The 25,547-nt window shown below is 58.7% G+C and carries 25 protein-coding genes; 9 read left to right on the plus strand and 16 right to left on the minus strand.

All coding sequences use genetic code 11. From position 1 onward, the window contains the following. The first annotated feature begins 57 nt into the window (after positions 1-57). Positions 58-1,242 carry a C17 cyclopropane fatty acid synthase CfaB gene (gene cfaB, locus ACQKP2_RS11270; protein ID WP_427576397.1) on the plus strand — a complete coding sequence of 395 codons (1,185 nt, stop codon included), beginning with the start codon at positions 58-60 and terminating at the stop codon, positions 1,240-1,242. On the opposite strand, the gene cls is transcribed toward cfaB, so the two are convergent. Next, positions 1,239-2,678, minus strand: coding sequence for a cardiolipin synthase (cls, locus tag ACQKP2_RS11275; protein ID WP_427576399.1), 1,440 nt, complete (start codon positions 2,676-2,678; stop codon positions 1,239-1,241). The two genes, cfaB and cls, sit on opposite strands and share 4 nt — an antisense overlap. 131 nt (positions 2,679-2,809) lie before the next feature. On the opposite strand from cls, the gene ACQKP2_RS11280 reads away from it, so the two are divergent. Next, the gene (locus tag ACQKP2_RS11280) at positions 2,810-3,331 is read left to right on the plus strand and encodes a DUF3617 domain-containing protein (protein WP_427576400.1); all 522 of its coding nucleotides are present in this window, start codon (positions 2,810-2,812) and stop codon (positions 3,329-3,331) included. Between the two features lie 78 nt (positions 3,332-3,409). Here the strand turns inward: ACQKP2_RS11280 and ACQKP2_RS11285 are convergent, their stop codons facing one another. From ACQKP2_RS11285 to ACQKP2_RS11310, 6 genes are all read right to left on the minus strand, one after another. Next, positions 3,410-4,297: a His/Gly/Thr/Pro-type tRNA ligase C-terminal domain-containing protein gene (locus ACQKP2_RS11285; RefSeq protein WP_427576402.1), complete on the minus strand. Its 888-nt coding sequence runs from the start codon at positions 4,295-4,297 to the stop codon at positions 3,410-3,412. Between the two features lie 114 nt (positions 4,298-4,411). After that, a complete protein-coding gene (locus ACQKP2_RS11290; RefSeq protein WP_427576404.1) occupies positions 4,412-5,287 on the minus strand; it encodes a metal ABC transporter substrate-binding protein in 876 nt (291 codons plus the stop codon). An 11-nt stretch (positions 5,288-5,298) separates the two neighbouring features. Continuing rightward, positions 5,299-6,162 carry a metal ABC transporter permease gene (locus tag ACQKP2_RS11295; protein ID WP_427576405.1) on the minus strand — a complete coding sequence of 288 codons (864 nt, stop codon included), beginning with the start codon at positions 6,160-6,162 and terminating at the stop codon, positions 5,299-5,301. After that, positions 6,162-6,833: a metal ABC transporter ATP-binding protein gene (locus ACQKP2_RS11300; RefSeq protein WP_427576407.1), complete on the minus strand. Its 672-nt coding sequence runs from the start codon at positions 6,831-6,833 to the stop codon at positions 6,162-6,164. Before ACQKP2_RS11300 ends, ACQKP2_RS11295 begins: the two co-directional genes overlap by 1 nt. Continuing rightward, complete coding sequence (folE2, locus tag ACQKP2_RS11305) at positions 6,830-7,726, minus strand: GTP cyclohydrolase FolE2 (RefSeq protein ID WP_427576409.1); 897 nt, start codon at positions 7,724-7,726, stop codon at positions 6,830-6,832. Before folE2 ends, ACQKP2_RS11300 begins: the two co-directional genes overlap by 4 nt. Before the next feature lie 152 nt (positions 7,727-7,878). Further along, a complete protein-coding gene (locus ACQKP2_RS11310; protein ID WP_427576411.1) occupies positions 7,879-8,256 on the minus strand; it encodes a glutamine synthetase in 378 nt (125 codons plus the stop codon). A 142-nt stretch (positions 8,257-8,398) separates the two neighbouring features. On the opposite strand from ACQKP2_RS11310, the gene zigA reads away from it, so the two are divergent. Beyond that, positions 8,399-9,604: a zinc metallochaperone GTPase ZigA gene (gene zigA, locus ACQKP2_RS11315; RefSeq protein WP_427576412.1), complete on the plus strand. Its 1,206-nt coding sequence runs from the start codon at positions 8,399-8,401 to the stop codon at positions 9,602-9,604. A gap of 28 nt (positions 9,605-9,632) precedes the next feature. Here the strand turns inward: zigA and ACQKP2_RS11320 are convergent, their stop codons facing one another. Beyond that, positions 9,633-9,989, minus strand: coding sequence for an NADH:ubiquinone oxidoreductase (locus ACQKP2_RS11320; protein ID WP_427576414.1), 357 nt, complete (start codon positions 9,987-9,989; stop codon positions 9,633-9,635). A 26-nt stretch (positions 9,990-10,015) separates the two neighbouring features. On the opposite strand from ACQKP2_RS11320, the gene ACQKP2_RS11325 reads away from it, so the two are divergent. Further along, positions 10,016-10,987, plus strand: coding sequence for a CobW family GTP-binding protein (locus tag ACQKP2_RS11325; protein WP_427576416.1), 972 nt, complete (start codon positions 10,016-10,018; stop codon positions 10,985-10,987). Positions 10,988-11,006: 19 nt separating this feature from the next. Here ACQKP2_RS11325 and ACQKP2_RS11330 read toward each other — a convergent pair whose 3' ends face one another. Beyond that, the gene (locus tag ACQKP2_RS11330; protein WP_427576417.1) at positions 11,007-11,420 is read right to left on the minus strand and encodes a DUF3301 domain-containing protein; all 414 of its coding nucleotides are present in this window, start codon (positions 11,418-11,420) and stop codon (positions 11,007-11,009) included. A gap of 118 nt (positions 11,421-11,538) precedes the next feature. On the opposite strand from ACQKP2_RS11330, the gene pdxY reads away from it, so the two are divergent. Beyond that, positions 11,539-12,411: a pyridoxal kinase PdxY gene (gene pdxY / locus ACQKP2_RS11335; protein ID WP_427576418.1), complete on the plus strand. Its 873-nt coding sequence runs from the start codon at positions 11,539-11,541 to the stop codon at positions 12,409-12,411. 106 nt (positions 12,412-12,517) lie between these two features. On the opposite strand, the gene ACQKP2_RS11340 is transcribed toward pdxY, so the two are convergent. After that, entirely contained in the window at positions 12,518-13,000 is a 483-nt protein-coding gene (locus tag ACQKP2_RS11340) for an acyl-CoA thioesterase (protein ID WP_096514158.1), read from the minus strand. Positions 13,001-13,286: 286 nt separating this feature from the next. Here ACQKP2_RS11340 and ACQKP2_RS11345 point away from each other — a divergent pair, with 286 nt between their 5' ends. Continuing rightward, a complete protein-coding gene (locus ACQKP2_RS11345; RefSeq protein ID WP_427576420.1) occupies positions 13,287-15,050 on the plus strand; it encodes a cation:proton antiporter in 1,764 nt (587 codons plus the stop codon). A 23-nt stretch (positions 15,051-15,073) separates the two neighbouring features. Here ACQKP2_RS11345 and ACQKP2_RS11350 read toward each other — a convergent pair whose 3' ends face one another. The 4 genes from ACQKP2_RS11350 to uvrD form a co-directional block, all read right to left on the minus strand. After that, positions 15,074-15,481 carry an SMI1/KNR4 family protein gene (locus tag ACQKP2_RS11350; RefSeq protein ID WP_427576421.1) on the minus strand — a complete coding sequence of 136 codons (408 nt, stop codon included), beginning with the start codon at positions 15,479-15,481 and terminating at the stop codon, positions 15,074-15,076. Between the two features lie 136 nt (positions 15,482-15,617). Continuing rightward, the gene (locus ACQKP2_RS11355; protein ID WP_427576422.1) at positions 15,618-16,496 is read right to left on the minus strand and encodes a Tim44 domain-containing protein; all 879 of its coding nucleotides are present in this window, start codon (positions 16,494-16,496) and stop codon (positions 15,618-15,620) included. A gap of 179 nt (positions 16,497-16,675) precedes the next feature. Further along, a complete protein-coding gene (locus ACQKP2_RS11360; RefSeq protein ID WP_427576424.1) occupies positions 16,676-17,116 on the minus strand; it encodes an EamA family transporter in 441 nt (146 codons plus the stop codon). 144 nt (positions 17,117-17,260) lie between these two features. Continuing rightward, complete coding sequence (uvrD, locus tag ACQKP2_RS11365; protein WP_427576426.1) at positions 17,261-19,444, minus strand: DNA helicase II; 2,184 nt, start codon at positions 19,442-19,444, stop codon at positions 17,261-17,263. A 257-nt stretch (positions 19,445-19,701) separates the two neighbouring features. Here uvrD and ACQKP2_RS11370 point away from each other — a divergent pair, with 257 nt between their 5' ends. Then, on the plus strand, positions 19,702-22,572 hold the full coding sequence (locus ACQKP2_RS11370) for an EAL domain-containing protein (protein ID WP_427576427.1): 2,871 nt from the start codon (positions 19,702-19,704) through the stop codon (positions 22,570-22,572). 61 nt (positions 22,573-22,633) lie between these two features. Here ACQKP2_RS11370 and ACQKP2_RS11375 read toward each other — a convergent pair whose 3' ends face one another. Next, a complete protein-coding gene (locus ACQKP2_RS11375) occupies positions 22,634-22,948 on the minus strand; it encodes a hypothetical protein (RefSeq protein ID WP_427576428.1) in 315 nt (104 codons plus the stop codon). A gap of 336 nt (positions 22,949-23,284) precedes the next feature. Between ACQKP2_RS11375 and hexR the strand changes: the two genes are divergently transcribed. Beyond that, positions 23,285-24,151, plus strand: coding sequence for a transcriptional regulator HexR (gene hexR / locus ACQKP2_RS11380; protein WP_007962240.1), 867 nt, complete (start codon positions 23,285-23,287; stop codon positions 24,149-24,151). 201 nt (positions 24,152-24,352) lie between these two features. Continuing rightward, entirely contained in the window at positions 24,353-24,565 is a 213-nt protein-coding gene (locus ACQKP2_RS11385; protein ID WP_427576430.1) for a PA3496 family putative envelope integrity protein, read from the plus strand. Here the strand turns inward: ACQKP2_RS11385 and ACQKP2_RS11390 are convergent. After that, entirely contained in the window at positions 24,507-25,469 is a 963-nt protein-coding gene (locus tag ACQKP2_RS11390) for a LysR family transcriptional regulator (RefSeq protein WP_427576432.1), read from the minus strand. The genes ACQKP2_RS11385 and ACQKP2_RS11390 overlap by 59 nt on opposite strands. Between the last annotated feature and the right edge of the window lie 78 nt (positions 25,470-25,547).

Below are 25,547 nucleotides of genomic sequence, written 5' to 3' on the forward strand. Positions count from 1 at the left end.
TATTTTTCAAGGATGGTCTACCCTCACATCAGAAATCTGAAACCAGGGGAATTATCCATGCTCGCGCAACTTCCACCGGCCTTACAGAATCTGCAGTTACCGCTACGCCTTAGACTCTGGGATGGCCATGAATTCAATCTGGGGCCGACGCCCAGCGTCACGATTGTGGTCAAGGACCCGCAAATGGTTACCCAGTTCACGCATCCAAGCCTGGACTCGCTTGGTTCCGCGTTTGTCGAGGGCAAGCTGGAGCTTGAAGGCTCTATCAGCGAAGTGATCCGCGTCTGTGATGAGTTGAGCCAGGCGTTGCTGGTCGAAGATGATAGCGGCCTGCCAATCCGCACCGCCCATGACAAGGCTACCGACGCCGAGGCCATTTCGTACCACTACGACCTTTCCAATGCTTTTTATCAGCTGTGGCTCGACAGCGATATGGCCTATTCCTGCGCCTATTTCGAGACCGGTAGCGAATCCCTCGAGCAAGCCCAGCAAGCCAAATTCCGCCATTTGTGTCGCAAGCTGCGTTTGCAACCGGGCGAGTACCTGCTCGATGTCGGCTGCGGTTGGGGCGGGTTGGCGCGGTTTGCTGCCCGTGAGTTCGGTGCGAAGGTTTTCGGCATTACCCTCAGTAAGGAACAGCTGGAGCTGGCGCGTGAACGCGTGAAGGCTGAAGGTCTCGAAGACATGGTCGAACTGCAGTTGCTCGACTACCGCGACCTGCCGCAGGATGGCCGTTTCGACAAGGTGGTCAGTGTCGGCATGTTCGAGCACGTTGGTCACGCCAACCTGGCCGAGTACTGCAAAACCCTGTTCGGCGCGGTGAAGGAAGGGGGGCTGGTGATGAACCACGGGATCACCGCCAAACACACCGATGGCCGTCCAGTGGGGCGCGGTGCCGGTGAATTCATCGAGAAGTATGTGTTCCCCAACGGCGAACTGCCGCACCTCTCCATGATTGCAGCCCACATCAGCGAGGCCGGGCTGGAAATCGTCGATGTCGAGAGCCTGCGCCTGCACTACGCACGCACCTTGGACCACTGGAGCGAACGCCTGGAAGACAACCTTGAGGCCGCCGCCAAACTGGTGCCGGATCAAGCCTTGCGCATCTGGCGTTTGTATCTGGCGGGTTGCGCCTATGCCTTCGCCAGAGGCTGGATCAACCTGCACCAGATCCTTGCCGTGAAGGCACATCCCGATGGCAGCCATGAACTGCCATGGACCCGGGACGACATCTACAGCTAAAGGATCGGTGAAATGAGCCGGGCGATCCGCATGCCGACCTGTTGCAGGCGGTGGGTCTCCCGGCCTTCTTCCTTGGCGATTTCGTGAGCCTGGGCGAAGTCATCGGTGAGCATCTTTTCAACCTTGGCGGCAAAAGCGCTGTCGACGGTCAGCAGCATCACTTCAAAATTCAGCCGGAACGAACGGTTGTCCATGTTGGCACTGCCGATGGCGCTGATTTCGTTGTCGATCAATACCACTTTCTGATGCAGGAAACCGGGTTCGTAGCGGAACACCCGCACGCCTGCGCGTACGGCTTCGAAGGCGTACAGGCTCGAGGCTGCGTAGACGATTCGGTGATCGGGCCGCGATGGCAGCAGAATCCGCACATCGACCCCTCGCAAGACCGCCAGGCGCAATGCGGCGAATACCGCTTCATCAGGGATGAAATACGGGCTGGTAATCCATACGCGTTCGGTGGCGGCGTGGATGGCCTCAACGAAGAACAGTGAGCAGGTTTCGTAGGAGTCTGCCGGTCCGCTGGCAAGCATTTGGCACAGCACGCCGTCATCCGGATACACCTCCGGCAGGATCAGCGGCGGCAGGGAACGGGCTGCCCAGAACCAGTCCTCGGCGAAGGATTCCTGCATGCAGGCCACCACCGGTCCGCGTACTTGAACATGGGTATCGCGCCAGGGTGCCAGGGGTGGTTTCTCACCCATGTATTCGTCACCCACGTTGTGTCCGCCGACGAAACCGAGAATGCCGTCGACGACCACTATCTTGCGATGGTTGCGAAAATTGACCTGGAAGCGATTGAGCCAGCCACTGCGGGTGGCGAAGGCTTTGACCTCGATGCCACCATCACGTAACGCCTGTACGTAACTGTGGGGCAGGGAATGACTGCCGATCCGATCGTAGAGCAAGTAAACCGCCACACCTTCAGCGGCTTTCTCCAGCAGCAGATCACGCAGGCGTTGGCCGAGACGATCGTCATGGATGATGAAGAACTGGATCAGCACCGCCTCCCTGGCCTGGCGGATGGCGTTGAAGATCGCATCGAAGGTGGCCCGACCGTTGACCAGGAGTCGCACGTCATTATTCGCCAGGCAGGGCATGCGACCCAATTTCGGCATTGCCCTGAGCGACGCGTAGGCAGTGGACGCGCGAGCCGTGAGGGCTTCTTCTACCCAGGGCCGCCAATTGAGTTCGGAAACGGCTTTGCGCATTTCTTCGTTGGCCTGGCGCCGAGCCTTGATGTAACCGTCGAAGGTACTGCGCCCGAATACCAGATACGGGATAAGGGTCAGGTAGGGAATGAACAGCAACGACAGGGCCCAGGCAATCGAGCCTTGGGCGGTTCGAACGGTCAGTACGGCGTGGATCGCTGCGATCATGCCCAGCGAATGCAGCAGTGCGATCAGATAACCAAAAACATGCGGTCCGAAGTAATCCATGGGGCAGCCTTGCTCCTGAAGATTCAGTGCTTAACAGACCATGTTCCGGGCAGAATGTCGCTATTTAATTGGCCCATGAACCGAAGTCCGTGGCTGACGTCTAACGGCCACCATTGATCAGGAGTTACACAATGAACGTTCGTTTGCTGGGTTTGGCCATTTCGCTGGGTTTGGCTCTTCCTGTGGCCGCGCATGCGCAGATGCTTCAGCCGGGCTTGTGGGAGTTGACCACCAGCAACATGAAGGTCGATGACCAGAACATGCCGGATCTGCAACTGATCCTTGGCCAGTTGCAAAGCCAGATGACCCCTGAGCAGCGTGCGCAGCTGGAAAAGCAGGGCATCACCATGGGGGGCAAGGGGATTCGCGCCTGCCTGACTCCGGAGCAGGTCAAGACCGATAATATTCCGCTGACGGATCCGCAATCCGGCTGCCGTCAGGAAATCACCGATCGTAACGGCAACCAGTGGAAGTTCCGCTTCAGTTGTCCGAAAGCGCAGGGCGCGGGTGTTGCCACGTTCCTCAGTGACCGCGAGTTCACCACCAAGGTCAACGGCACCTTCAATGCCACTGGCATTCAGCAAAAGGGTAGCCTCGATACGCGCGCCGTTTGGCTGGGTCAGGATTGCGGAACTGTAAAACCGCGGGCTTAAAGCCAACGGGCAGGTTGGTCGCCGTTCCGTTCGCTCCTGTGGGAGCGGGCGGCGGGGCGATCGTACTTGCCCAGGACCCTAAACTTCCGGCTGCCCCAGCCAGTTGCATACCGCCTCGATTTTCATCCTGCCGAAATCCTCCCCGCTGCGACTGCGTACACTGACAAACCCGCCGGCCTTTTCCTGTTCTCCAACCACCAGCAGGTAGGGCACCGTCTGGCTGTGATGACGAATCTTGTGGCGGACTTTCTCGTTGCGAAGATCTGCCAGGGCGCGCACGCCACCGCGACGAAGATGCTCGGTGACGCTATGGGCGTAGCCGGCCTGACGATCATCCATGCAGACGACCATGACCTGCGGCGGCCGCTGCCACTGCTGCAGCTCCTGATGGCTTGACCAGCAGGTGCCGTAGATGCGTTGTTGCAAAGTCCCGCTGATGTGATCGAGGGCAAATGCCTGAAGCACTTTGGTGGTGGGGACATGCGGCCCGGTCGTCAGGTACTCGTTGTTCCCTAGGCGATAAAGCGATGGACCTCCGCAGGATGGGACGTCTGTCAGGCGGCGGATGGAGTGGTTGGTCGCTGCCAGTGATTGCATGCGGGCTGCGATTTGCGGCAGGTCCGTTGCCATCAAAGGGCGCTCGACGGAAAACTCGCAATAGAAGCCGTCACCCAATGCCGAACCCGTCTGCCATTGCGCATGAGCATGGAGTTGCCTGACGGCCATCGCCAGCATCAGGGAACAGGAGCGGCGCAGTATCTCCAGTCCGTCCGGCTCACGCGCAGTCACGATGCTGACCCTGGCATTGGCTCTGATCATGTATTCACAGTCGACCAACACGCCATCCACCCGACCCGCTACCGCGGCATTGGCCAGCCCGGGACCAATGCTCGCGGCAACCTCATGCACGGACAGCGGCTGATCGTATTCACGCAATGAACCATCGGGCAGGGTGATCTGGATCATGGTTTTTGTTCTCGGATGCTTCGATCACTCGCTTAACCTTAGAAGCAAATCCGGGTTCTTGTCATGTTAGACGTTTGTCGTGTCTGGCCTGCCGGTCGTTCCGCCGCCAACCCGTCAGGGCTTGCTCAAGGCGTTGTAGAGGGTATTGAGGTTGTATTCGAACAACCCGATAAACGTACTCGCCGGGCCACTCGCCGCGAGTGCATCGGAGTACAGGGTGCCGCCGATGCGGGCGCCACTTTCGTCGGCGATCTGTTTGAGCAAGCGCGCGTCCTTGATGTTTTCCATGAACACCGCTTTGGCCTTGTCGCGGCGGATCTGAGTGATCAACGCGGCGACTTCGGCCGCTGAAGGTTCGCGCTCGGTGGACAGGCCCTGCGGTGCCATGAAGTCGATACCGTAGGCCTGGCCGAGATAACCGAAGGCATCATGGGACGTCACGATCCTGCGATTGCCGGGTGCAAGCGAGCCGAGTTTGGCCTTGGCCTCGGCGAGCAACAGGTAAATCTGTTTGAGGTAGGCCTGGCTGTTGCGCTGGTAGTCGTCTTTGTTTGCCGGATCGGCGGCGATCAATGCCTTGGTGATGTTGCCGATGTACAGCTCGATGTTTGCCAGGTTGTGCCAGGCATGAGGATCGGGGACGGTTTCTCCGCCTTCATCCAGGTCACGAGGGATGACGCCGCGACTGGCGCTGATGACTGGGGCATGGGTTCCGGTACTGCTCACCAGCCGATCCAGCCATGGCTCGAATCCCAGGCCATTCTTGATGATCAGTTTTGCCCGAAGCAGTGCCTGGGCATCGTTCGGTGTCGGTTCATAGGTATGGGCATCGGTGTCGGCTGCAACCATGTTGGTGATCTCGACGTGTTCACCGCCGACCTGTTGAGTGATGTCGGCGAGGATGCTGAAACTGGTGACCACCTGAAGTTTTTCAGCAGCGTTTAGAGACATCGACAGCATCAATCCGAACAGCACGAGTAAAACACGCATCGAGAAACACCTCATGGGGATGTGAGCAAAGGCGGGCGGCGCAGCAAGCCGTGTACCGGCCCCAACACCACGGACAGCAGATACAGCGCGCCAGCCACCAACACGATGGCGGGGCCGCTGGGTAGCGAGTAATGGAACGACAGCAAAAGACCGAGCCATACCGAGAGGCTGCCAAGCAGCGCAGCGATGGCCATCAAAGTTGGCAGGCGGCGGCTCCAGAAACGCGACGCTGCGGCAGGCAGCATCATCAAACCGACCACCATCAGGGCGCCGATAGCCTGGAAGCCGATCACCAGATTCAGCACCACCAAGGTCAGGAATACGCCATGGGCCAAGGGGCCGAGGCGGCTGACGGTTTGCAGGAAGAGCGGGTCGAGGGTGTCCAGTAACAAGGGGCGGTAGATGAGCAGCATCACCATGAGGCTCGCGCCACAGACCCAAAGCATGCCTGTCAGGGTCGGACCATCGACTGCCAATGCCGAGCCGAACAGCAGGTGCAGCAAGTCCAGGCGCTTTGCGGCGATGCCCAGAATCAGCACGCCGCTGGCCAGGGAAATCGGGTAAATCGCGGAGAGGCTGGCATCCTCTCGCAGCCCTGTACGCCGGGTAATCCAGGCTGCCATCCCGGCCATGCCAAGCCCGGCACCCAATCCGCCGAGGGTTAATGCGGGAAGGCTCAGGCCCGCGAACCAGAAGCCCAGTGCCGCGCCCGGCAGAATGCCGTGCGCTACCGCATCACCGATCAGACTCATCCGTCGCAGGATCAGAAATACGCCCAGTGGTGCCGTGCTGCATGCCAGGACCAGGCCGCCGACCAGCGCACGACGCATGAAAACGAACTCATGGAAGGGCTGCCAAAGTTGAGCGGTGAGCATCAGCAGGCTACCTGCACGTGTGGTTGAGGGTGGATGAGTTCGCTGCTTGATCCAAATACGCAGCCGCTGCTTTTGATCAGCAGCGTGTCCGGGATGTGCTGGCGAACGGCAGCCAGGTCATGGCATACGACAACCAGCGTTCGGCCAGCGGCGTGCCAGGCATGAAGGTGATTCCACAGCAGCGACTGCCCGAGTTCATCGAGTGCGGCGTGGGGCTCGTCGAGCAGTAATACGGGGGCTTCGGCCAGGCTCAGGCGAGCGAGTAGGGCACGTTGCAATTCGCCGCCGGAGAGGGCCATCAAGGGCCGTTGTTCCAGGCCGTTCAGATTCCAATCTTCCAGTACCGCGGCCAGGCGCTGTCGACGGACTTCAGGCGATTGCCCACACCCCCAAAAACCTGTGGCAACCAAGTCTTGAAGGCTGATGGGAAACTGACGGTCCAGTTGTTGTTGCTGGGGCAGGAACGACAGTCCGCCTTTGACGGGTACCTTCACTCTCACGCTTCCTGCCAGCGGCTTTTGCAGGCCGGCGATGACCTTCAACAGGCTGCTTTTCCCACAGCCGTTGGCACCGATCACAGCGGTCAGACTTCCTGCCAGCAACTCGAGATCAAGGGGTGGCGTCAACGGTTGGCGCGCAGCTCCCCACCGCAAACTCTGCAGGCGGATCATGCGGCCTTCCAGTTCCAGCCACTTTCGGCAACGGCGTCATGAGCATGAAGGCTTTCCGCATGTACAACGCGGACGTGAAATCCTTCGATGCCGGAGGACCGCTTCAGAGCCAGATTCAATCGTCGGGCGGCGTCTTCGCAGAACATCAGGTTCTGACCATTGGCCAGGGCAAAGGCTTGTTCGTCTGCACGCTTCACCGCAGTTTGCACAGCCGTGCCGAGGGCTGCTTCAGCATCATTGATGAGTGCGATCAGCGGCAGGTCATCCCTGAATGTGTTCAGGCGCAAGCGTAAATGCGCTGTGCTGCGTTGACTGTGTGGCGTCGCAACAATGCCCTTAGTGGAGCCGAGCCAAGCCAGCACGTCGGCGTGAAGCAGCGTGCGGTTGGCGAAGTCATCGACGAATTGTTGTTGAATCAGTTGCCGGGAAAGTGCGGCGGAACAGGGGCAGGTAGAGGAATAAGGCACATCGATTTTTAGTTCCACGTGGAACATTGTGTTTTTCAGATGCGTTTCGATGCTGACGGGATAGGTTTTCCAGCCAGCCAATGAGCTGATCAGTGCCGGTCGTTTCAGTAGTAGTTCGGTATGTATTGTCAGGTAAGCGCTGTTCGAAAGTCCTTCGTGACTGCTCAGAAAACTCATCAACACTCGTTTGAATAGAGCGGGGGAAAGGGGCTCCCGTTCAAGTATTTCCAGTGCCAGGTAGAGACGTGACATATGAATGCCGCGCGCTTCACCGTCATCGAGGCTCACGCCGGCATCGGCCGTAGCAGCCAGTCGCTGGCCATCGAACAACACAGGAAGAGCAATGCCGCACATGCCCACCCACTCCAGTGGCAGGGCTTGGCGTGAGGCCTGCGCGGCAATATCCGGCAGAGTCAGCGCGTTCATGAGGAGGTCCGTCAGGATGATTTGATTGGCATGTTATACTATAACAATATCCAAGCAAGACCTTTCCCATGAGCACACCATTGCTGCACAGATATCGCGTGCTGAATCGGATGGCGACGCTTCTGGTCGCGGGTGCAGAAAATGTTCCCGATCTAACAACCGGAGATTCGATTGCAGGTGAATTTGCCGCCGGTACCACCGGAGCTGGAAAAACGATTGATGGTGGTCCAGCCGACGCGGCGGTTGTAGCCAACCCAGGCCTCGCCGTCAGAGGCGATTCCGGTGAAAAACGTCAGTTGGCCGTAGCGACTACTGGTCTGTGCCCAATAGCGCCTTGCGGCGGCTTCGAAGCCCCGTAAGTAGATCGTGCTCCCGGCGGTGTTGACGCTGTAGGCATTGCCTTCGCCATCCACACAGGCCAGCAGGTTGGCGCTGCGGGTGCATGTCGCCAGGGTTGGAACTTGCGCCTGCACGGCACCGGCGACCAGCAGTGAAACACTCAACAGCGATAGTTTCAGGGCATTACGCATAGCGCTTCTCACTCACGGAGCAGGTTTCAACCTCCACGCCATTGGCGTAAGGGGTTGGAGAGGATGGTTTAATTTCATTGTAATAGTATAACATTCAAGTAAGCCCGAGGATTTGACCGGGTAACCCTGTGAGGAACACCTGATGCTAAATCGCCTCCCCGTGACTGTACTGTCGGGCTTTCTTGGTGCCGGAAAAAGTACGCTTCTTAATTACATACTACGTAATCGTAATGGTTTGCGGGTTGCCGTGATCGTTAACGATATGAGCGAAATCAACATTGACGGTGGTGAAGTCCAGCGCGATGTCAGTCTCAACCGTGCAGAAGAAAAACTGGTGGAGATGAGCAACGGGTGTATCTGCTGCACCCTGCGCGAAGACCTGCTGGAGGAGGTGGGAAAGCTCGCCAGGGAGGGTCGTTTTGATTACTTGCTGATCGAATCCACCGGTATTTCCGAGCCACTGCCAGTGGCGGAGACGTTCACTTTTTGCGATGAAGATGGCCGCAGCCTCTCCGACATCGCTCGACTCGACACGATGGTCACCGTGGTGGATGGCGTGAATTTTCTGCTCGACTACCAGGCGGCTGAAAGCCTCGCTTCCCGGGGCGAAACCCTGGGCGAGGAGGATGAGCGCGCGATTACCGATCTGCTGATCGAGCAGGTCGAATTCGCGGACGTCATCCTGATCAGCAAGATTGATTTGATCAGCTCCCGCGAATGCCAGGAGCTGATGGCGATTCTCGAACGACTCAACGCTCAGGCGCAAATCATCCCGATGGTGATGGGTGAAGTAGCGCTTGAAAGGATCCTCGATACCGGCCGCTTCGACTTCGAGAAAGCTGCGCAGGCACCGGGCTGGCTGCAAGAGTTACGAGGCCAGCATGTACCCGAAACCGAGGAATACGGCATCGCATCCAGCGCTTATCGCGCCCGACGCCCCTTTCATCCGCAGCGTTTCTTCAACTTCATCGACCGTCCGTGGCTTAACGGCAAGTTGCTGCGCTCCAAAGGTTTTTTCTGGCTGGCGAGCAAACCTATGGACGCCGGCAGCTGGTCCCAGGCCGGAGGGTTGATGCGTCATGGTTTTGCCGGCCGTTGGTGGCGTTTTGTGCCGAAGCAGCAGTGGCCGCAGGACGAAGCAAGTACCGCTGCCATCATGCAAAACTGGACCGACGCCACCGGCGATTGCCGTCAGGAACTGGTCTTCATCGGCCAGCACATTGATTTTGCTCAGCTCACCACCGAGCTCGATGCTTGCCTGCTGACGGACGAAGAATGGGCGCTGGGTGCAGAGGGTTGGCGCCTGCTGGCTGATCCGTTTGGGCCCTGGTTCGATGAGGCCGCCTGAGGCCGCCTGATGCCGTCTCGCTGGCCTCTCAAGGCTTGAGCCAGGTTCCCTGGCTCTGGGTTTCGCAAAACGGCTTCAAATAGGCGGCATCCGTGGCGACGCCGTAATAGTGAATATCCTGGCGGTAAGGCATATTGGCGACATGGGCGTTGCTGCACACGCCGAACGCCCCGGCAGGGCATTGATCGATGTACTGCACCTCGACCTGCTGTCCGGCCAGGTTCGGCTGGCAGAAACTGTCAGCGAACAGTTTTTCCGGGATACTGCGGTTCTGCTGGCAGACTTTGACATCGAGCCGTTCGGCCTGGCTGTGAACAACGCAGGCCTGGGCGAACGCCTCGCTGCATGTCAGTGCCAGAAGCAACGACAAACCCTTCCACCGCATGACTACCTCCCAAGACGCCTTCGATCATGTTGCAGAACATTCCCACTCACGTCATTGCCGGGCCATTGGGGGCGGGCAAGACCAGCCTCATCAAGCATTTGCTGGCACAACGCCCGGTCGGTGAGCGTTGGGCGGTGTTGATCAACGAGTTCGGCCAGATCGGCCTCGATGCCGCGCTACTGACCCGCGATGCCGATGGTATCGCACTGGGTGAAGTGGCCGGAGGCTGTTTGTGTTGCGTCAACGGTGCTCCGTTTCAGGTGGGGCTGGGCCGATTGCTGCGCAAGGCGCGACCAGACCGATTGTTCATCGAGCCATCCGGACTGGGACATCCGGCGCAGTTGCTCAGGCAGTTGAGTCAAGCGCCGTGGCGAGGCGTACTGAGTGTTCAACCCAGTGTCCTGGTGCTGGACGCCCAGGCGCTCGCAGACGGCAAGGTGCTGCCGGCGGCGCAGCAAGATGCGCTGGAGAGCGCCGGGCTGTTGCTGCTGAACAAATCGGAACGCCTTGATGAAGCCGTACGTCAGCGTATCGCGGCGCAATTGCCGATGCGGCCCTTGTACTGGACGCAACAGGCCAGGATGCCGCTCGGCGAATTACCCGGTTTGGCCGCTCAAGCGGTGGCAGGTGTGGATAACTTCGTGCTGCCCAAAGGGCTGTCACAGATGCCCGCGATCTGGACCGATCCAACGCTGCCGATTTGCTTGAGTCAGCAACAGGAGCAGAGCTGGAGTGTCGGTTGGCGCTGGCACCCAAGCCAGACCTTCGATACTGCTCGGGTCGGTCAATGGCTGGCGGGCCTTGCCTGGCGGCGCGCGAAACTGGTTATCCACAGCGCCGAGGGCTGGGTATCGGTCAATGCCGTGGACAATGCGATGCTGGAATGGCGCAGTAGCGAATGGCGGCAGGATTCACGAATTGAGCTGATTTTCAGCACGTCGCCGGACGTTGGTGAACTGCAGAAAGGCTTGGACGGGTGTCGGACTCACGCGCACTAGCGGGCTTTTCGACAGCCTATCAAGGCCGCCACTTGTTGTGCTCCTGTCGCCAATGACTCAGCTCGATCACTTCAGCGCTGGGCCTGGCGACATCGGCGACCGGAGGGGTGTCATCGAATGGCATCGGGTAGGGCGCCAGTTCAATCTGCGCGCTATGAGTGCCGAACTGGGTAATGGTGCCGTTATGGCGAGTCTCGCCGGTCACGGTGAATTCGAAGTTATACACGCGAGCCAGGCGCCGCCGGCCGTGGGCATCCTTGATGAATGCGATTTTCTTCAGCGCCACATTGCCGTCCAGCAATTCGATCCCCAGGTTGATGCAATGCTGCTTGACCCGCTCCAGCGCACGTTCGCGCAAGCCGTGGTTATGCCATAGCCAGGCTCCAGCGGTGGCGAGCAGCATCAGAACGAAAATATTTCCAAGGGTCAGCATCAACAGGGCGCTCCAAAAGATAGTGTCAGCTTAACTGCGTCGCCGGTCTGTCGTACAGGCTGCGTTTAGTCGCATACTGCGCCGTCCGAATTTCAATCGTTTTACGGAATCTCACCGCATGAAACGCACGCCTCATCTGCTCGCTATCCAGTCCCACGTGGTGTTTGGTCACGCCGGCAACAGTGCCGCGGTTTTCCCGATGCAGCGGGTCGGCGTGAATGTCTGGCCACTCAATACGGTGCAGTTCTCCAACCACACCCAATACGGTCAGTGGGCGGGTGAAGTGCTGGCGCCGCATCAGATCCCTGACCTGGTGGAAGGCATCGCGGCGATTGGCGAGCTGGGCAACTGCGATGCTGTGTTGTCAGGCTATCTCGGCAGTGCTGCCCAAGGGCGGGCCATCCTTACTGGAGTGGCCCGGATCAAATCCATGAATCCCAAGGCGCTGTATCTGTGTGATCCGGTCATGGGCCATCCGGAGAAGGGCTGCAGCGTGCCCGCCGAAGTCAGCGACTTCCTGCTGGAAGAAGCGGCTGCGGTTGCTGACTTCATGTGCCCCAATCAACTGGAACTCGACAGTTTCTCGGGGCGCAAACCTCAGTCGCTGTTCGATTGCCTGGCGATGGCACGGGCGCTGTTGGCACGTGGCCCCAAAGCCGTGCTGGTCAAGCATCTGGACTATCCGGGCAAAGTCCCGGAGGTCTTCGAAATGCTGCTGGTAACAGCCGAAGGCAGCTGGCACCTGCAACGTCCCTTGCTGGCGTTCCCCCGTCAGCCGGTGGGTGTCGGTGATCTGACATCGGGGTTGTTTCTGGCGCGCGTATTGTTGGGCGACAGTCTGGTGGCCGCCTTCGAGTTTGCCGCATCGGCGGTCCATGAGGTGTTGCTGGAAACCCAGGCCTGCGCGAGCTACGAACTGGAACTGGTGCGGGCGCAGGACCGGATAGCCCATCCGCGGGTACGGTTCGAAGCGACTTCCATCAGTCTCTGATTCCGGGCCGCTTCATTCGCGAGCAGGCTCCCTCCCACAGTAGATTGCGTACCCCTGTGGGAGCGAGCCTGCTCGCGAAGCCATCCAACGTTCGAACGTGGAAGTATCAGGCGTCGCCCTTGATCTCCTGATAGCGCTTTTCCAGCTCCTGGCGAATCTGGCGGCGTTGCTGGGCCTGGATGTAACGACGCTTGCTTTCGCTGTTGTCCGGTTGCAGGGGTGGTACGGGGGCTGGCTTGCGCTGGTCATCCACGGCGACCATGGTAAAGAAGCAGCTGTTGGTGTGGCGTACCGAGCGTTCGCGGATGTTCTCCGTCACTACCTTGATGCCCACCTCCATCGAGGTGTTGCCGGTGTAGTTCACCGAAGCCAGAAAGGTCACCAGTTCGCCGACATGGATCGGCTCGCGGAAAATCACCTGGTCCACCGACAAGGTAACCACATAGCGGCCGGCATATCGGCTGGCACAGGCATAAGCGACTTCGTCGAGGTACTTGAGCAGGGTTCCGCCGTGAACATTGCCAGAGAAATTGGCCATGTCGGGGGTCATCAATACCGTCATCGACAGTTGGGCGTTTCCGGGTTCCATAGCATTCTCACGGGTCAAGGCAAGGTTTGAGGGGCGCACCTCTGCGGGTGCCTGCGTGATTTTTCAGAATCACCATTATCGGGACGCCGAGCGGTAAGCCGCCGTCACGCCCAATCGATCTGTTTCCATATATTGCACCGCCTTTCTGCCGGAAGTCGCGGTGTTACCCTGCAAAAGCCCATTCCAAAGGGAAAATTCCTACGCGATAAGCGGATTTCTAACTCTGCTCATGCGGACATTGACTGCGTCCGGCGCTTGAGCGATTTCACCCAGGGAGCCCCACACCATGCATGCCATCAGTTTCATTCAGGATCTGGCAGTGATCATGTTGGTTGCAGGTGTGGTAACCGTGCTTTTCCATCGCCTCAGACAACCGGTGGTCCTGGGTTACATCGTGGCCGGTTTCATCATTGGCCCGCACACCCCGCCATTCGGCCTGATCCACGACGAGGACACCATCAAGACCCTGGCGGAACTCGGGGTGATTTTCCTTATGTTTTGCCTGGGGCTGGAGTTCAGTCTGCGCAAGCTGTTCAAGGTAGGCGCCACGGCTTTTATCGCCGCCTTCCTGGAAATCGTGCTGATGATCTGGATCGGTTATGAAATCGGTCAATGGTTCGGCTGGAACACCATGGATTCGCTGTTTCTCGGCGCGATCCTGGCCATTTCCTCGACCACCATCATCGTCAAGGCACTCAACGATCTGAAGATGAAAAACCAGCGGTTCGCGCAGCTGATTTTCGGCGTGCTGATCGTCGAAGACATCCTTGGCATCGGCATCATCGCCTTGCTGTCGAGTATTGCAGTCAGTGGCATGGTCAGTTCGGGCGAGGTGTTTTCCACCGTTGGCAAACTGTCCTTGTTCATGATCGTTGCGCTGGTCATCGGCATTCTGCTGGTCCCGCGATTACTGGCTTATGTGGCCAGGTTCGACAGCAACGAAATGCTGTTGATCACGGTTTTGGGTCTGTGTTTCGGCTTTTGCCTGCTGGTGGTCAAGCTTGAATACAGCATGGTGCTCGGCGCGTTCCTGATTGGCGCAATCATGGCCGAATCCAGGGAGTTGCTGAAGATCGAGCGCCTGATCGAGCCGGTTCGCGACTTGTTCAGCGCCATTTTTTTCGTTGCGATCGGGTTGATGCTCGATCCGATGATCCTGCTGCAATACGCGTGGCCAATTGCGGTGATCACCATCGCAGTGGTGCTTGGAAAAATGGTGTCCTGCGGACTCGGCGCCTTTATCGCCGGCAACGACGGGCGCACGTCGCTGCGCGTCGGGATGGGGCTTTCCCAGATTGGCGAGTTCTCTTTCATCATCGCTTCGTTGGGTATGACCCTGCAGGTCACCAGCAACTTCCTGTACCCGGTGGCGGTTGCGGTTTCGGTGATCACCACGTTGCTGACGCCTTACCTGATCCGCGCGGCCGATCCTTTGTCGATCCGGCTCGCTGCCGTCATGCCGCAACGTTTGGGGCGGGTTTTGGGGATGTATGGGGAATGGCTGCGCAGCATTCAGCCGCAGGGCGAGGGGGCGTTGCTGGCTTCAATGATTCGACGGATATTGCTGCAGGTGGGAGTCAATCTGGCGTTGGTCATCGGGATCTTCTTCGCTGGGGCCTACTTTGCCGAAGGCATATCCAGATATCTGCAGGGCTGGATCGCCGACCCGAGCTGGCAGAAAGCGCTGATCTGGGGCGGGGCATTGCTGTTGTCGCTGCCGTTCCTGATCGCGGCGTATCGCAAGCTCAAGGCGCTGTCGATGCTGCTGGCGGAAATGGGGGTGAAACCGGAGGTGGCCGGGCGCCACACGCAGCGAGTGCGCCGGGTGATTGCCGAAGTGATCCCGATCCTCTCGCTGCTGGTGATTTTCCTGCTATTGGCAGCCTTGTCGGCCAGTATTCTGCCGACCAACAAGTTGCTTGTGCTGATCGCGGTGGTAGCGGCTGCCGTGGCGGCGTTGCTGTGGCGCTGGTTTATCCGCGTCCACACGCGCATGCAGGTGGCCTTGCTGGAAACGTTAGACAATCACAAGGAGCCGTCAGGGCATTGACCACACCGGGTGGGTCAGGCCGATCAGCTTTCCAGCCAGACGTCCCGTGCCCAGTGCCACACCGATTCCCACGACTCTTCGGTAATCAGCTCTTCTTCGCCCGACCACAGCACCACGGTACCGTCTTCTTCGACGCAGTAGTAATCGTCACCATCCTGGCAGATCGGAATCAGATCGCGAGGTACGCCGGCATCCCAGGCGTTGGCTGCAACGTCCGGAAGGTAGGTGTGGGATTGCGGGTCGGTAACAGTCACTGGCTCCAGGCTGCCATACACCACATCGCTGACATTCAGCAGAAATTCCTTGAAGACAAATGGAATGTTAATGAAAAGTTCTTCTTCGATTTCCACCAACTGATCTTCGTCGGGCAACTCCAGCGGAACCGGTACAGGTTCGTTGGCTTCACGCAGTTGTTCGATGACTTCTTCCACGTCCGGGATCCTCTTGCTTGTGTGGCGCGGTTTGTAAGGGGCGGTTTATACAGTAGCTTGCTATGGATGCAACCGCGAAATAGAAAACCCCGGCAAGCCGGGGTTTTTATTACAACGTGAAAAGCGCGGAGGACAATCAGCCGTTCTGGCGGATACCTGCCACCAGCCAAGGCTGGTTTTCGCCCTGGACGCGCTCCATGTTCCAGCTTTCGCTGAACACTTCGCCCTGGTCGAAACGAGAGGTTTTTGCCACGCCACTGAAGGTCAGGGTCGCGATGGTCTTGTCGGCGCGATCATCAACGCCGTCCAGTTGTACATTGAGGTTATCAATGTAGGTCGACTGGAAGCCGTCACCCAGATCGGCACGTTCGCGCTTGAGGAACTCCAGCATTTGCGGGGTCACGAACTCGGCGATCTTGTCCATTTCATTGGCGTCCCAGTGCTGTTGCAGGGACTGGAAGTGGTTGCGGGCCGCTTCGACGAAGTTCCTTTCATTGAACCAGGCGGGTGCATTGATCACCGGGCGGGCGGCAGCAGGTGCCGCCGAGCCGCCGAAAATGGAGCCTGTGGCCGGCTTCTGTTCGAATGCTTCACGCTGCATCGACGCATGGCCCGCCGGAGCGTAGTGCTCCTGCTGCTTGCGGCGACGAGCGGCGATGAATCGGAAGACCAGGAAGGCGATGACCGCCATGATCAGGATGTCGAAGATCTGCATGCCCTGGAAGCCGCCGCCCATGAACATGGAGGCCAGCAGGCCACCGGCAGCGATACCGGCCAGAGGGCCGAGCCAGCGCGAAGCACCACCGGCCTTGGCAGCCGCGCCAGCGGCACCGGCAGCACCGGCGGTCGCAGCAGCGCCGCCCATGCCTGGAGAAGAAGGCGCCATCTGGCTGGTCTGGTGAGTCGGCGCAGCGCCTGCGCTTTTGCCACCACCGAAGCGCTTGGCGGCATTGACGTCGAGACTCATCGTCAGGCCGATGCACAACGCCATGGCGATGCTAAGAAAACGTTTCATAAAGGGAATTCCCATTTGTGGAAGGCACGCGCGCCATGTTGCACAGCTGAAGTGTCACTGGCTAGCGACAGAGTGTTTCGGGCTTTTGCCTGACAGGTAGGGTTCAGCTCCAGTCGGTGCAATAAGGCTTGTTCACGTGGGTCTGTAGGAAGAGTGGATTAGTTCTGTAGGAACGATGCTCAGCGTCGCAGCGCCAGCATGACCACCCCGGCTGTAATCAGGCCGATTCCGCCCCATTGGCGCAGGTCCAGCTTCTCGCCCAGCAGAATCACGCCGAGCACCGCCACGATCACCACGCTCAATTTGTCCACGGGGGCGACCAATGAAGCCGGCCCGACTTTAAGTGCCCGGAAATAGCAAATCCACGATGCACCTGTGGCCAGGCCGGACAGAAGCAAAAACAGGTAGCTTTTGGCTGAAATCGATCCCAAGGATTGATATTGGCCCGTGGCGTACAAAATCAAGGCCAGGCTGATCAGGACCACCACGGTTCGCAGCAGGGTGGCGAAGTCGGAGTTGACGTTTTCGACGCCGACTTTCGCAAAAATGGCAGTCATCGCCGCGAAGATGGCCGACAACAGGGCCCAGAATGTCCAGGAAGAAAAGAAGCCTGAGCCCATGATTTACGCCTTGTCAGAGAGATCTTTAATCGAGACCCTGTGGGAGCGAGCCTGCTCGCGATAGCCGCACCGCGGTGAATCAGATCGGCCGAGGTGCTAATTTCGCGCGCAGGCTCGCTCCCACAGAAAAGCTGATCGATAGCCTTAAATGGCTTCCAGCTTTGCATAGCCCAGCATCAACCACTTGCTGCCTTCGCTGAAATTCACCTGGACCCGCGCTTGGGCGCCGGCGCCTTCGAAGTTCAGAATCACGCCTTCGCCGAATATGGAGTGGCGTACCGCCTGGCCCAGACTGAAGCCGGTCTGCGGTATCTCGCTGCCGCCAAACAGGTTGCTGGTACTTTGCGTTTGGCCGCCGCCGAACGGACGGCTGACACTGTTGGAAAGTCGTACTTCCTGGATCAGGCCTTTGGGTACTTCGCGTACGAAGCGTGACACCTTGTTGTAGGTCTCGCTGCCGTACAAGCGTCGGGTTTCGGCATAGGTCATCACCAGGTTCTGCATGGCGCGGGTGATGCCGACATACGCCAGGCGGCGCTCCTCCTCAAGACGCCCGGGCTCCTCCAGGCTCATCTTGTGCGGGAACAGGCCTTCTTCCATACCCACCAGGAACACGTAAGGGAATTCCAGGCCCTTGGCGCTGTGCAGGGTCATCAGTTGAATGCTGTCTTCGTGTTCGTCGGCCTGGGTATCCCCGGCTTCCAGCGATGCGTGACCAAGGAACGCCGCCAGTGGCGTCAGGTCTTCGTCTTCTTCGCTGTTTTCGAAGTTGCGCGCGGCGCTGACCAGCTCTTCAAGGTTTTCTACCCGAGCCTGGCCTTTCTCGCCCTTTTCCGCTTCGTGATAGGCAATGAGACCCGACTGCTCGATGACGGTTTGCGTCATCAGGTGCAGCGGCATTTCCATGCACTTGGCGGCAAGGTTTTCGATCAACTCGATAAAGGCGCCGAGCGCGCTGGCGGCCCGACCGGTGAGGCCCTTGTTGGCCACCAGCTGGCGCATTGCTTCCCACATCGACACGTCGCTGTGGCGTGCATGGTCGCGAATCGCTTCGACGGTTTTTTCGCCGATGCCACGGGCCGGCACGTTGATAACCCGTTCCAGAGCGGCATCGTTGCCACGACCTTCCAGCAAGCGCAGGTAAGCCATGGCGTTCTTGATCTCGGCCCGTTCGAAGAAGCGCTGGCCCCCGTAGATGCGATAGGGGATGCGCTCTCGCAGCAAGGCTTCTTCCAGAACCCGTGATTGGGCGTTGGAACGGTACAAAATTGCGATATCGCTTCGAGACAAGCCGGTTTTCAGCGCGCTTTCGATGGTTTCGACAACATAGCGTGCTTCGTCGTGTTCATTGAACGCGGCGTACAGATTGATTGCTTCGCCGTCGCCGCCATCGGTCCACAGCTCCTTGCCCAGGCGCCCGGCATTGTTGGCAATCAGGGCGTTGGCGGCCTTGAGAATGCCTGCGGTGGAGCGATAGTTCTGCTCAAGACGAATGGTCTCGGCGTCCGGGAAGTCATCGGAATACTGGTAGATGTTTTCGATTTTCGCGCCACGCCAGCCGTAAATGGACTGATCGTCGTCGCCCACCACCATCAGGCTGTCGCCACCCTTGGCCAGCAGGCGCAGCCAGGCGTATTGCACGGCGTTGGTGTCCTGGAATTCGTCCACCAGGATGTGCCGGAAGCGCTTCTGATAATGCGCCAGCAGGCCGGGGTGATCGCGCCACAGATCAAGGGCCCGCAGCAGCAGTTCGGAGAAGTCGATGACGCCGGCGCGCAGGCAGGCCGCCTCATAGGCTTCATAGATGCCGCGCATGGTTGCCAGGAACAGATCGCCGCTGGCTTGAATATGTTGCGGACGCAGACCCTCGTCTTTCTGTCCATTGATGAACCATTGGGCCTGACGGGCCGGCCAGCGTTGCTCGTCCAGACCCAGCTCGCGGATCACCCGCTTGACCAGTCGCTGCTGATCGTCGCTGTCGAGAATCTGGAAGGTCTGGCTCAGTCCGGCTTCCTGCCAGTGTGCCCGCAACAAGCGATGTGCCAGGCCGTGGAAGGTGCCGACCCACATACCGGCCGGGTTGATGCCCATCAACTGCTCGATGCGGTGACGCATCTCGGCGGCAGCCTTGTTGGTGAAGGTCACCGACAGGATGGAGTGGGGCGAGGCGTTTTCGACCTGGATCAACCAGGCGATACGGTGCACCAGCACTCGGGTTTTACCGGAACCGGCGCCGGCCAGGACCAACTGACGACCCACGGGGGCTGCTACGGCCTGGCGTTGGGCATCGTTGAGGGAGTTCAGCAGAAGGGAGAGATCATCGCGCATCGGGGCATTCTAGGGGGCCGCGCCACACCCGGCAAACCCCGGTTTGCCTAAACCGATGAAAGAAGCAGGCGAGACGACCGGTCAGTCATCGGCTGCAAGCGTTGGCCCGTCTCGCATGTCGGCTTTGGATAGCGGTAGGAGGCTGGTTTTTTTGTCTGTTTTTTGATCGGGAGCAGTTTGGTCCCGGCACGGGCTTGTGTATGCTCCGTCGACGTTTCGGGCTCATGCTCATCATTATAAGAACAAGAACATCGCCTATGACCTTCAGCTCCGACCTGTCGGGCCCCACTGTGGAGCCCCGGGTTATCCGTAAACAATACGCCATGGAAATGGCGGTCGAACGCACGCGCCTGCTTTATCAGGGCTCGCTGCTGCCCACGCTGTTCATGCTGATCAATGGCCTGGTCTGCGCCGGACTGCTCTGGAGTCCGCAGCGCTACTTCCTGATCACTGTCTGGTTGGTGTGGTTGCTGTCGCTGGTGGCGCTGCGAGTGATTCAGGTGGCGGCCTTCGATTCGGCGATACCCAATCGTCAAGCCCATCCGGTCTGGCAGCGTATGTTCTGGATGGGCTCGGGTCTGACTGGCCTGACGCTGGCCGGCGCGGGCATTGCCCTTGTTCCCGCGGACAATTTCATTCAGCAAGCCTGGGTCTTTGGCCTTATTGGCGCGGCCGCCCTTTCGGCCAGCGTGGCCTATGCAGTCAGCCTGCCGGCGTTTCTGTCGTTCACCTTGCCCTGTTTGTTACCGGCGATCGCCTATCTGTTCTGGAACGGCGACGAGCAGGGACATGGCTGGGGCTGGTTCGGCCTGATTCTGCTCGGCGCATTGAGCGTGGTCGCCTGGCAGGTCAATCGTCTGATCGATCAAGGCTTGTTGCGACGCTTTCAGAATCAGGCGCTGATCGAGCATCTGCAACACACGCAAAATTGCAGCGATCAGCTCAATCAGACACTGGCCAGAGAAATAGACCAGCGCCGGCGGGCCGAAGAGGAACTGCGCGAAATCCAGGTCGATCTGGAAAAGCGCGTCGCCGAACGCAGCCTGGAACTGGACGCTGCCAATCAGGCGCTGAGCAAAAGCGAGGCGCGTCTGGCGCTGGCGTTGAAGGCCAGTGAGCTGGGACTGTGGGACTGGAACCTGCAGACCGATGAAGTCCATCACACGCTGATTCAGGAGCTGTTCGGCCTGGAGCCGGAATACGTGACCGCGATGTTGCGCCATCTCAAGCCGCGTCTGCACCCCGAAGACCTCCCTGCGCTGAGAAGGGCACTGGTCGAACATTTGAAGGGCCGAACCGAGGACTATCAGGTCGAATACCGCGTACGGCATGCCGATGGCCATTGGGTCTGGATCGAGGACCGTGGGCGGGCGGTCGAGCGAGCCGAAAACGGCCGGGTGATCCGCATGGTTGGCACACGGCGCGACATCAGCGCGAGCAAGGTCGTTGAAGAACAGTTGCAACTGGCGGCAATGGTGTTCGAGGCCGCCAGCGAAGGCATCGTGATTTTCGACCCCAATTACGCCTTGATCGCGGTCAATCAGGCCTTCAGCCGCGTAACCGGATATGAGAGCGAGGAAATGCTCGGGCGTAATGTGGTGGAGTTGCCCTGCAGTCGCGACGCTCGTCGTCATTATTCCGCGATCCATCAAGCCCTGGAGCAGCACGGCAGCTGGCGAGGCGAACTGGTGGAAACCCGTAAGAATGGTGAAATGTATCCGCAATTGCTGCAGCTCAATACGGTGCGCGATTCCCGGGGAAATGTAAGTCATATCGTAGGCTTCTTCGCCGATCTGTCTGCTCGTCGCGAATCGGAAGAGCGCATGCGCTACCTGACCCATTACGACGAACTCACGGGGCTGGCCAACCGTTCGATGTTCCGCGAACGGCTCAGCGAGGCGCACCTGCGGGTGCGCCAGGGCATCCATCGAAGTCTGGCGTTGCTGCATATCAATCTGGATCGCTTCAAGCAGCTCAATGACAGCCTGGGTCATGAAGTCGCGGACCAGTTGTTGCAGAAAATGGCCCGGCGACTGGTCAACGCATTGCCGGAAGCCGACACCATCGCGCGTTTGTCCGGCGACGAGTTTGCAGTGCTTTTCAACTCCTACGGCAACCTTTCGAGTCTGGCGCGGGTAGCCACTCGCCTGTCGACCAAGTTGCGCTTGCCGGTGACCGTCGATGGGCACGAGCTGGTGGTCAGCGCGTCGATGGGCATCAGTTTGTTGCCGGACAATGCCCGGGAAATTTCCGCATTGGTCAGTCAGTCGAACATGGCCATGCAACATGCCAAACATCTGGGGGGTAACAACTTCCAGTTCTACACCGACAGTTTGCAAGCCAGCACGCTGGAGCGATTGCAGTTGGAAAACCAGCTGCGTAAAGCCGTCGAAGAGAAACAACTGAAGGTGTTTTACCAACCCAAGCTCTGCCTTTCCACAGGCAAGCTGAACGCTGCCGAAGCCCTGGTGCGTTGGGATCATCCGACGATGGGGCGCGTGCCACCCGGGGATTTCATCGGCCTGGCCGAGGAAACCGGATTGATCGGTCCAATCGGCGAATTCGTACTGCGCCAGGCTTGCTGGCAGGCTTGTGAGTGGCAGCGCCAGGGCATGGAGCCCATTCGCGTGTCGGTCAATCTGTCGGTGCATCAGTTGCGGCAGGGCAAACTGGTCAGCCTGGTGCGTCAGGTACTGGAAGAAACCGGGCTCGCGCCGCACTACCTGGAGCTGGAACTCACCGAAAGCCAATTGTTGGACAGCGTCGAACACATCATTGCGACCTTCCAGCAGTTGCGTGATCTGGGCGTCAAACTGGCCATCGACGATTTTGGTACCGGCTATTCATCCCTGAGCTACCTCAAGCGGATTCCGGTGGATTACGTGAAGATCGATCAGGCGTTCATCCGTGGTTTGGGGGAGGGCAGCGAAGATGCGGCCATCACCCGGGCAATCATTGCCATGGCCCATGGTCTGTCGCTGAAGGTCGTGGCAGAAGGGGTTGAGCGTGCGCAGCAGCTTGAATTCCTCAAGCAGGAGCGCTGCGATGAAGTGCAAGGCTATCTCATCAGCCGGCCTGTAGAGGCGGACGGGCTTGCAGCCCTGCTGCGCGAGCAGTGTACGGCGTGAAAGGATAACTTCCCGCCGCCCCTTCCTGAGGCGGCGGGAAGCACAGGAAGTGAGTAGTGCCTTAGTGAGTGATTACAACTTTATCGATGTGATGCAGTAACTTGCCTTCATGGAAAATACTGACACCACTGACATTGGAATTTCCCTGGGATTCATATTCGACAACTTTGTCGGTTTCAACTTGCAGTGAAGGCGCGTCGGATGTTTCCAGTTTAAGCTCCAGTCTCAGATCAAAGCTTTTGTCCTGCAATGGCATGTACTCAAGCTTTGGCGTGATGCCGGAATGGGCAACAGTTACCGTGCCAGAGGTGCGAAAGGATGGGCTGCCGGGAAACTTGTCGATTTGTGCGGTCCAGTCTTTGGTTTTAATGCTCATGGTATTGGGTTCCTTTAATAAAAGTTAGTTGCTTCCTGCGGGGCCAATATATCCATTGGTGCGAAGTATTCGTTATTCGTGTTGTAAGGTTATATGTTCCAGTCGATATCGATATATGACGGCGGAGGAAACTTTGGAGGGGGAACGGGCAGGGCATAGTGCCTGCCCCTGTCAGTGGCGCTTGAGCACCAGGCATCGAATACGCGTGCTACATGAAGCGCGGGCACCTGAATTCGAGGGATGCGGTTAAGCATTGAGCAGGCAAAAAGCCGATTCATGTAGTATAACTACAAGCGTGCTACATCCCCGGCACCCAATAACAAAGAGTCCAGCCCTTTGAACCTGCTGCAACACATCGCCCAGTCACGTCACCTGTTACGCAAGTCGGAGCTCAAGGTCGCCGACCATGTGCTGCTTGACCCTGCGGCTGTAATGCACAGCTCCATGGCGGATCTGGCCCACAGCGTCGGTATCAGTGAGCCGACCATCGTGCGTTTTTGCCGCGCCATCGGTTGTTCCGGATTCCAGGACCTGAAGCTGAAGTTGGCCCAGAGTCTGGCAGCAGGCGCGAGTTTCGGGCAGTTCGCGATCCATGAAGACGATTCGGTCGCCGACTACAGCCTGAAAATCTTCGACACGACCCTGCATACCCTGATGGAGGTTCGCGAGAAGCTCGATCCGGTGGAATTGCAGCGCGCGGTGACGTTGATGTCCCAGGCCCAACGTGTCGAGTTCTACGGTTTCGGCGCCTCGGGCGCGGTAGCGGCGGACGCGCAACACAAGTTTTTCCGCTTGCTGCTGACCGCAGCGGCGTATTCTGATCCGCACATGCAGGCGATGTCGGCGGTGACACTGAAGCCGACCGATGTGGCGATCTGTATTTCCCAGTCCGGTCGTTCCAAGGACCTGCTGATCACCGCCAACCTGGTGCGTGAAAGCGGAGCTTCGTTGATTACCCTGTGCCCGAGTCAGACACCGTTGGCCGAACTGTCAACCGTCAACCTGGCAATCGATGTGCATGAAGACACCGAAATCTATACGCCGTTGACCTCGCGGATCGCTCACCTGGTGGTGATCGATGTGTTGGCGATGGGAGTAGCCATGGCGCGTGGGCCGAGCCTGGTCAACCATCTCAAAAGCGTCAAGCGCAGCCTTCGCAGCTTGCGGTTGTCGCCCAAGGCAGTGAAGGCGCTGGACGACTGACGTCGTCCTCAGGTCGTAACGACCTGAATCGCGAGCAGGCTCGCTGCCACTATTTGACCGAGCTTCCTGTGGGAGCGAGCCTGCTCGCGATGGCGTCCTTGAGTAGACCCTAACCTTCATCAGTCTGTAATCCCCGAGCCGCCAAACCGTCATCCCGTGCGCCTATCTTGAAACTCCCGTACTCGCCTTGGGAGACTCGAAATGGCCCTGCCTTACGAAGAACGCAACAGCGCTGTCAGAACCCGCCGCCAGCAAGAAGATCAGCGCCGCATGGTGTTTCGCCGCGCTATCGAGGATCGCTGCGAGCGCCGCCAACTTCTGGCCGAGATCGGCGATTTTCCCGAAGAATTCGAACTCAATTTCTGGCAGTCGGCTTCGACGACTTCCCGTCGAAACGCTCAACCAGGCCGCTGATCTGTACCCGCTCGCTGCGAACGAACGCAAGGAACGCGTGAGCCACCGGTGACAGGCGTTTAGCCTTGGCCTGTACCAGGCACCAACTGCGGTACAGCGGCAATTCTTCGACCGGCAACTCGATCAACCCGCCGGTCGCCAGCTCAAGATTCAGGGCGTGGCGTGTCAGTAGAGCCACGCCCAGGCCCGCCAGCACACATTCACGCTGGGCTTCGGCGGACGAGACCTCCTGGGTCTGGTTGAAATGCACGCGTTTTTCCTTGAAGTACTCTTCGCAAGCCAGGCGTGTCCCTGAGCCGGGTTCACGCAGCAACAACGTGTAAGGCTCCAGATCCTGCAAGCGCAGTGGACCCATGTGGCACAGGGGGTGATCGGGCGGCGCGACGGCAACAATCGGGTTGTTGAGGAAGGGCAGAAACTCCAGGCCCATGTCCTGCGGCACCATGGACATGATCACCAGGTCGTCACGGTTATCGGAGAGGCGCCGGATCACTTGCCCGCGGTTGACCACCGTCAGTTGCAGATTGACCTCCGGGTGCTGGCGCTTGAACGCGGCAAACAGGTGCGGGACGAAATACTTGGCGCTGGATTCCACTGCCAGTTTCAACTGGCCCTGCAACGATCCCTGCATGTCGGACAGCTGCATGTCGAGGTTTTCCAGGCGACCGAAGATGTCCCGGCTGGCACGTTGCAGCGCTTCGGCAGCTTCGGTCATATAGAGTTTTTTGCCGACGTAATCGAACAGAGGTTGGCCGATCAGCTCTTCGAGTTGTCGAATTTGCAGGCTGACGGCAGGTTGTGTGAGTGACATTTCCTCGGCAGCACGGCTGTACGACCTCAAGTCACAGACTTCATTGAAGATTTGCAATTGACGCAATGTCATACGCATCAAGGACTTACGCATTTTCTAAGTGCTCTGGCCACCGGCTGATGCATCAACTATAAGCTGTTACTTATGCACGACCCAATTTTTATTCATTTT

The sequence above is a fragment of the Pseudomonas sp. NPDC089569 genome (assembly GCF_050280625.1).
Classification (GTDB): Bacteria; Pseudomonadota; Gammaproteobacteria; order Pseudomonadales; family Pseudomonadaceae; genus Aquipseudomonas.

Coding starts and splice junctions, on each gene's coding strand:
- ACQKP2_RS11360 (WP_427576424.1), bottom strand. CDS start 17,116: ATGGGCTCAGGCTTCTTTTCTTCCTGGACATTCTGGGCCCTGTTGTCG.
- ACQKP2_RS11385 (WP_427576430.1), top strand. CDS start 24,353: ATGGCCCTGCCTTACGAAGAACGCAACAGCGCTGTCAGAACCCGCCGC.
- ACQKP2_RS11390 (WP_427576432.1), bottom strand. CDS start 25,469: ATGCGTAAGTCCTTGATGCGTATGACATTGCGTCAATTGCAAATCTTC.
- uvrD (WP_427576426.1), bottom strand. CDS start 19,444: ATGCGCGATGATCTCTCCCTTCTGCTGAACTCCCTCAACGATGCCCAA.
- ACQKP2_RS11355 (WP_427576422.1), bottom strand. CDS start 16,496: ATGAAACGTTTTCTTAGCATCGCCATGGCGTTGTGCATCGGCCTGACG.
- ACQKP2_RS11320 (WP_427576414.1), bottom strand. CDS start 9,989: ATGCGGTGGAAGGGTTTGTCGTTGCTTCTGGCACTGACATGCAGCGAG.
- ACQKP2_RS11310 (WP_427576411.1), bottom strand. CDS start 8,256: ATGCGTAATGCCCTGAAACTATCGCTGTTGAGTGTTTCACTGCTGGTC.
- ACQKP2_RS11285 (WP_427576402.1), bottom strand. CDS start 4,297: ATGATCCAGATCACCCTGCCCGATGGTTCATTGCGTGAATACGATCAG.
- folE2 (WP_427576409.1), bottom strand. CDS start 7,726: ATGAACGCGCTGACTCTGCCGGATATTGCCGCGCAGGCCTCACGCCAA.
- pdxY (WP_427576418.1), top strand. CDS start 11,539: ATGAAACGCACGCCTCATCTGCTCGCTATCCAGTCCCACGTGGTGTTT.
- ACQKP2_RS11295 (WP_427576405.1), bottom strand. CDS start 6,162: ATGCTCACCGCTCAACTTTGGCAGCCCTTCCATGAGTTCGTTTTCATG.
- ACQKP2_RS11325 (WP_427576416.1), top strand. CDS start 10,016: ATGTTGCAGAACATTCCCACTCACGTCATTGCCGGGCCATTGGGGGCG.
- cfaB (WP_427576397.1), top strand. CDS start 58: ATGCTCGCGCAACTTCCACCGGCCTTACAGAATCTGCAGTTACCGCTA.
- ACQKP2_RS11280 (WP_427576400.1), top strand. CDS start 2,810: ATGAACGTTCGTTTGCTGGGTTTGGCCATTTCGCTGGGTTTGGCTCTT.
- ACQKP2_RS11375 (WP_427576428.1), bottom strand. CDS start 22,948: ATGAGCATTAAAACCAAAGACTGGACCGCACAAATCGACAAGTTTCCC.
- ACQKP2_RS11345 (WP_427576420.1), top strand. CDS start 13,287: ATGCATGCCATCAGTTTCATTCAGGATCTGGCAGTGATCATGTTGGTT.
- ACQKP2_RS11290 (WP_427576404.1), bottom strand. CDS start 5,287: ATGCGTGTTTTACTCGTGCTGTTCGGATTGATGCTGTCGATGTCTCTA.
- cls (WP_427576399.1), bottom strand. CDS start 2,678: ATGGATTACTTCGGACCGCATGTTTTTGGTTATCTGATCGCACTGCTG.
- zigA (WP_427576412.1), top strand. CDS start 8,399: ATGCTAAATCGCCTCCCCGTGACTGTACTGTCGGGCTTTCTTGGTGCC.
- ACQKP2_RS11330 (WP_427576417.1), bottom strand. CDS start 11,420: ATGCTGACCCTTGGAAATATTTTCGTTCTGATGCTGCTCGCCACCGCT.
- ACQKP2_RS11370 (WP_427576427.1), top strand. CDS start 19,702: ATGACCTTCAGCTCCGACCTGTCGGGCCCCACTGTGGAGCCCCGGGTT.
- ACQKP2_RS11340 (WP_096514158.1), bottom strand. CDS start 13,000: ATGGAACCCGGAAACGCCCAACTGTCGATGACGGTATTGATGACCCCC.
- ACQKP2_RS11300 (WP_427576407.1), bottom strand. CDS start 6,833: ATGATCCGCCTGCAGAGTTTGCGGTGGGGAGCTGCGCGCCAACCGTTG.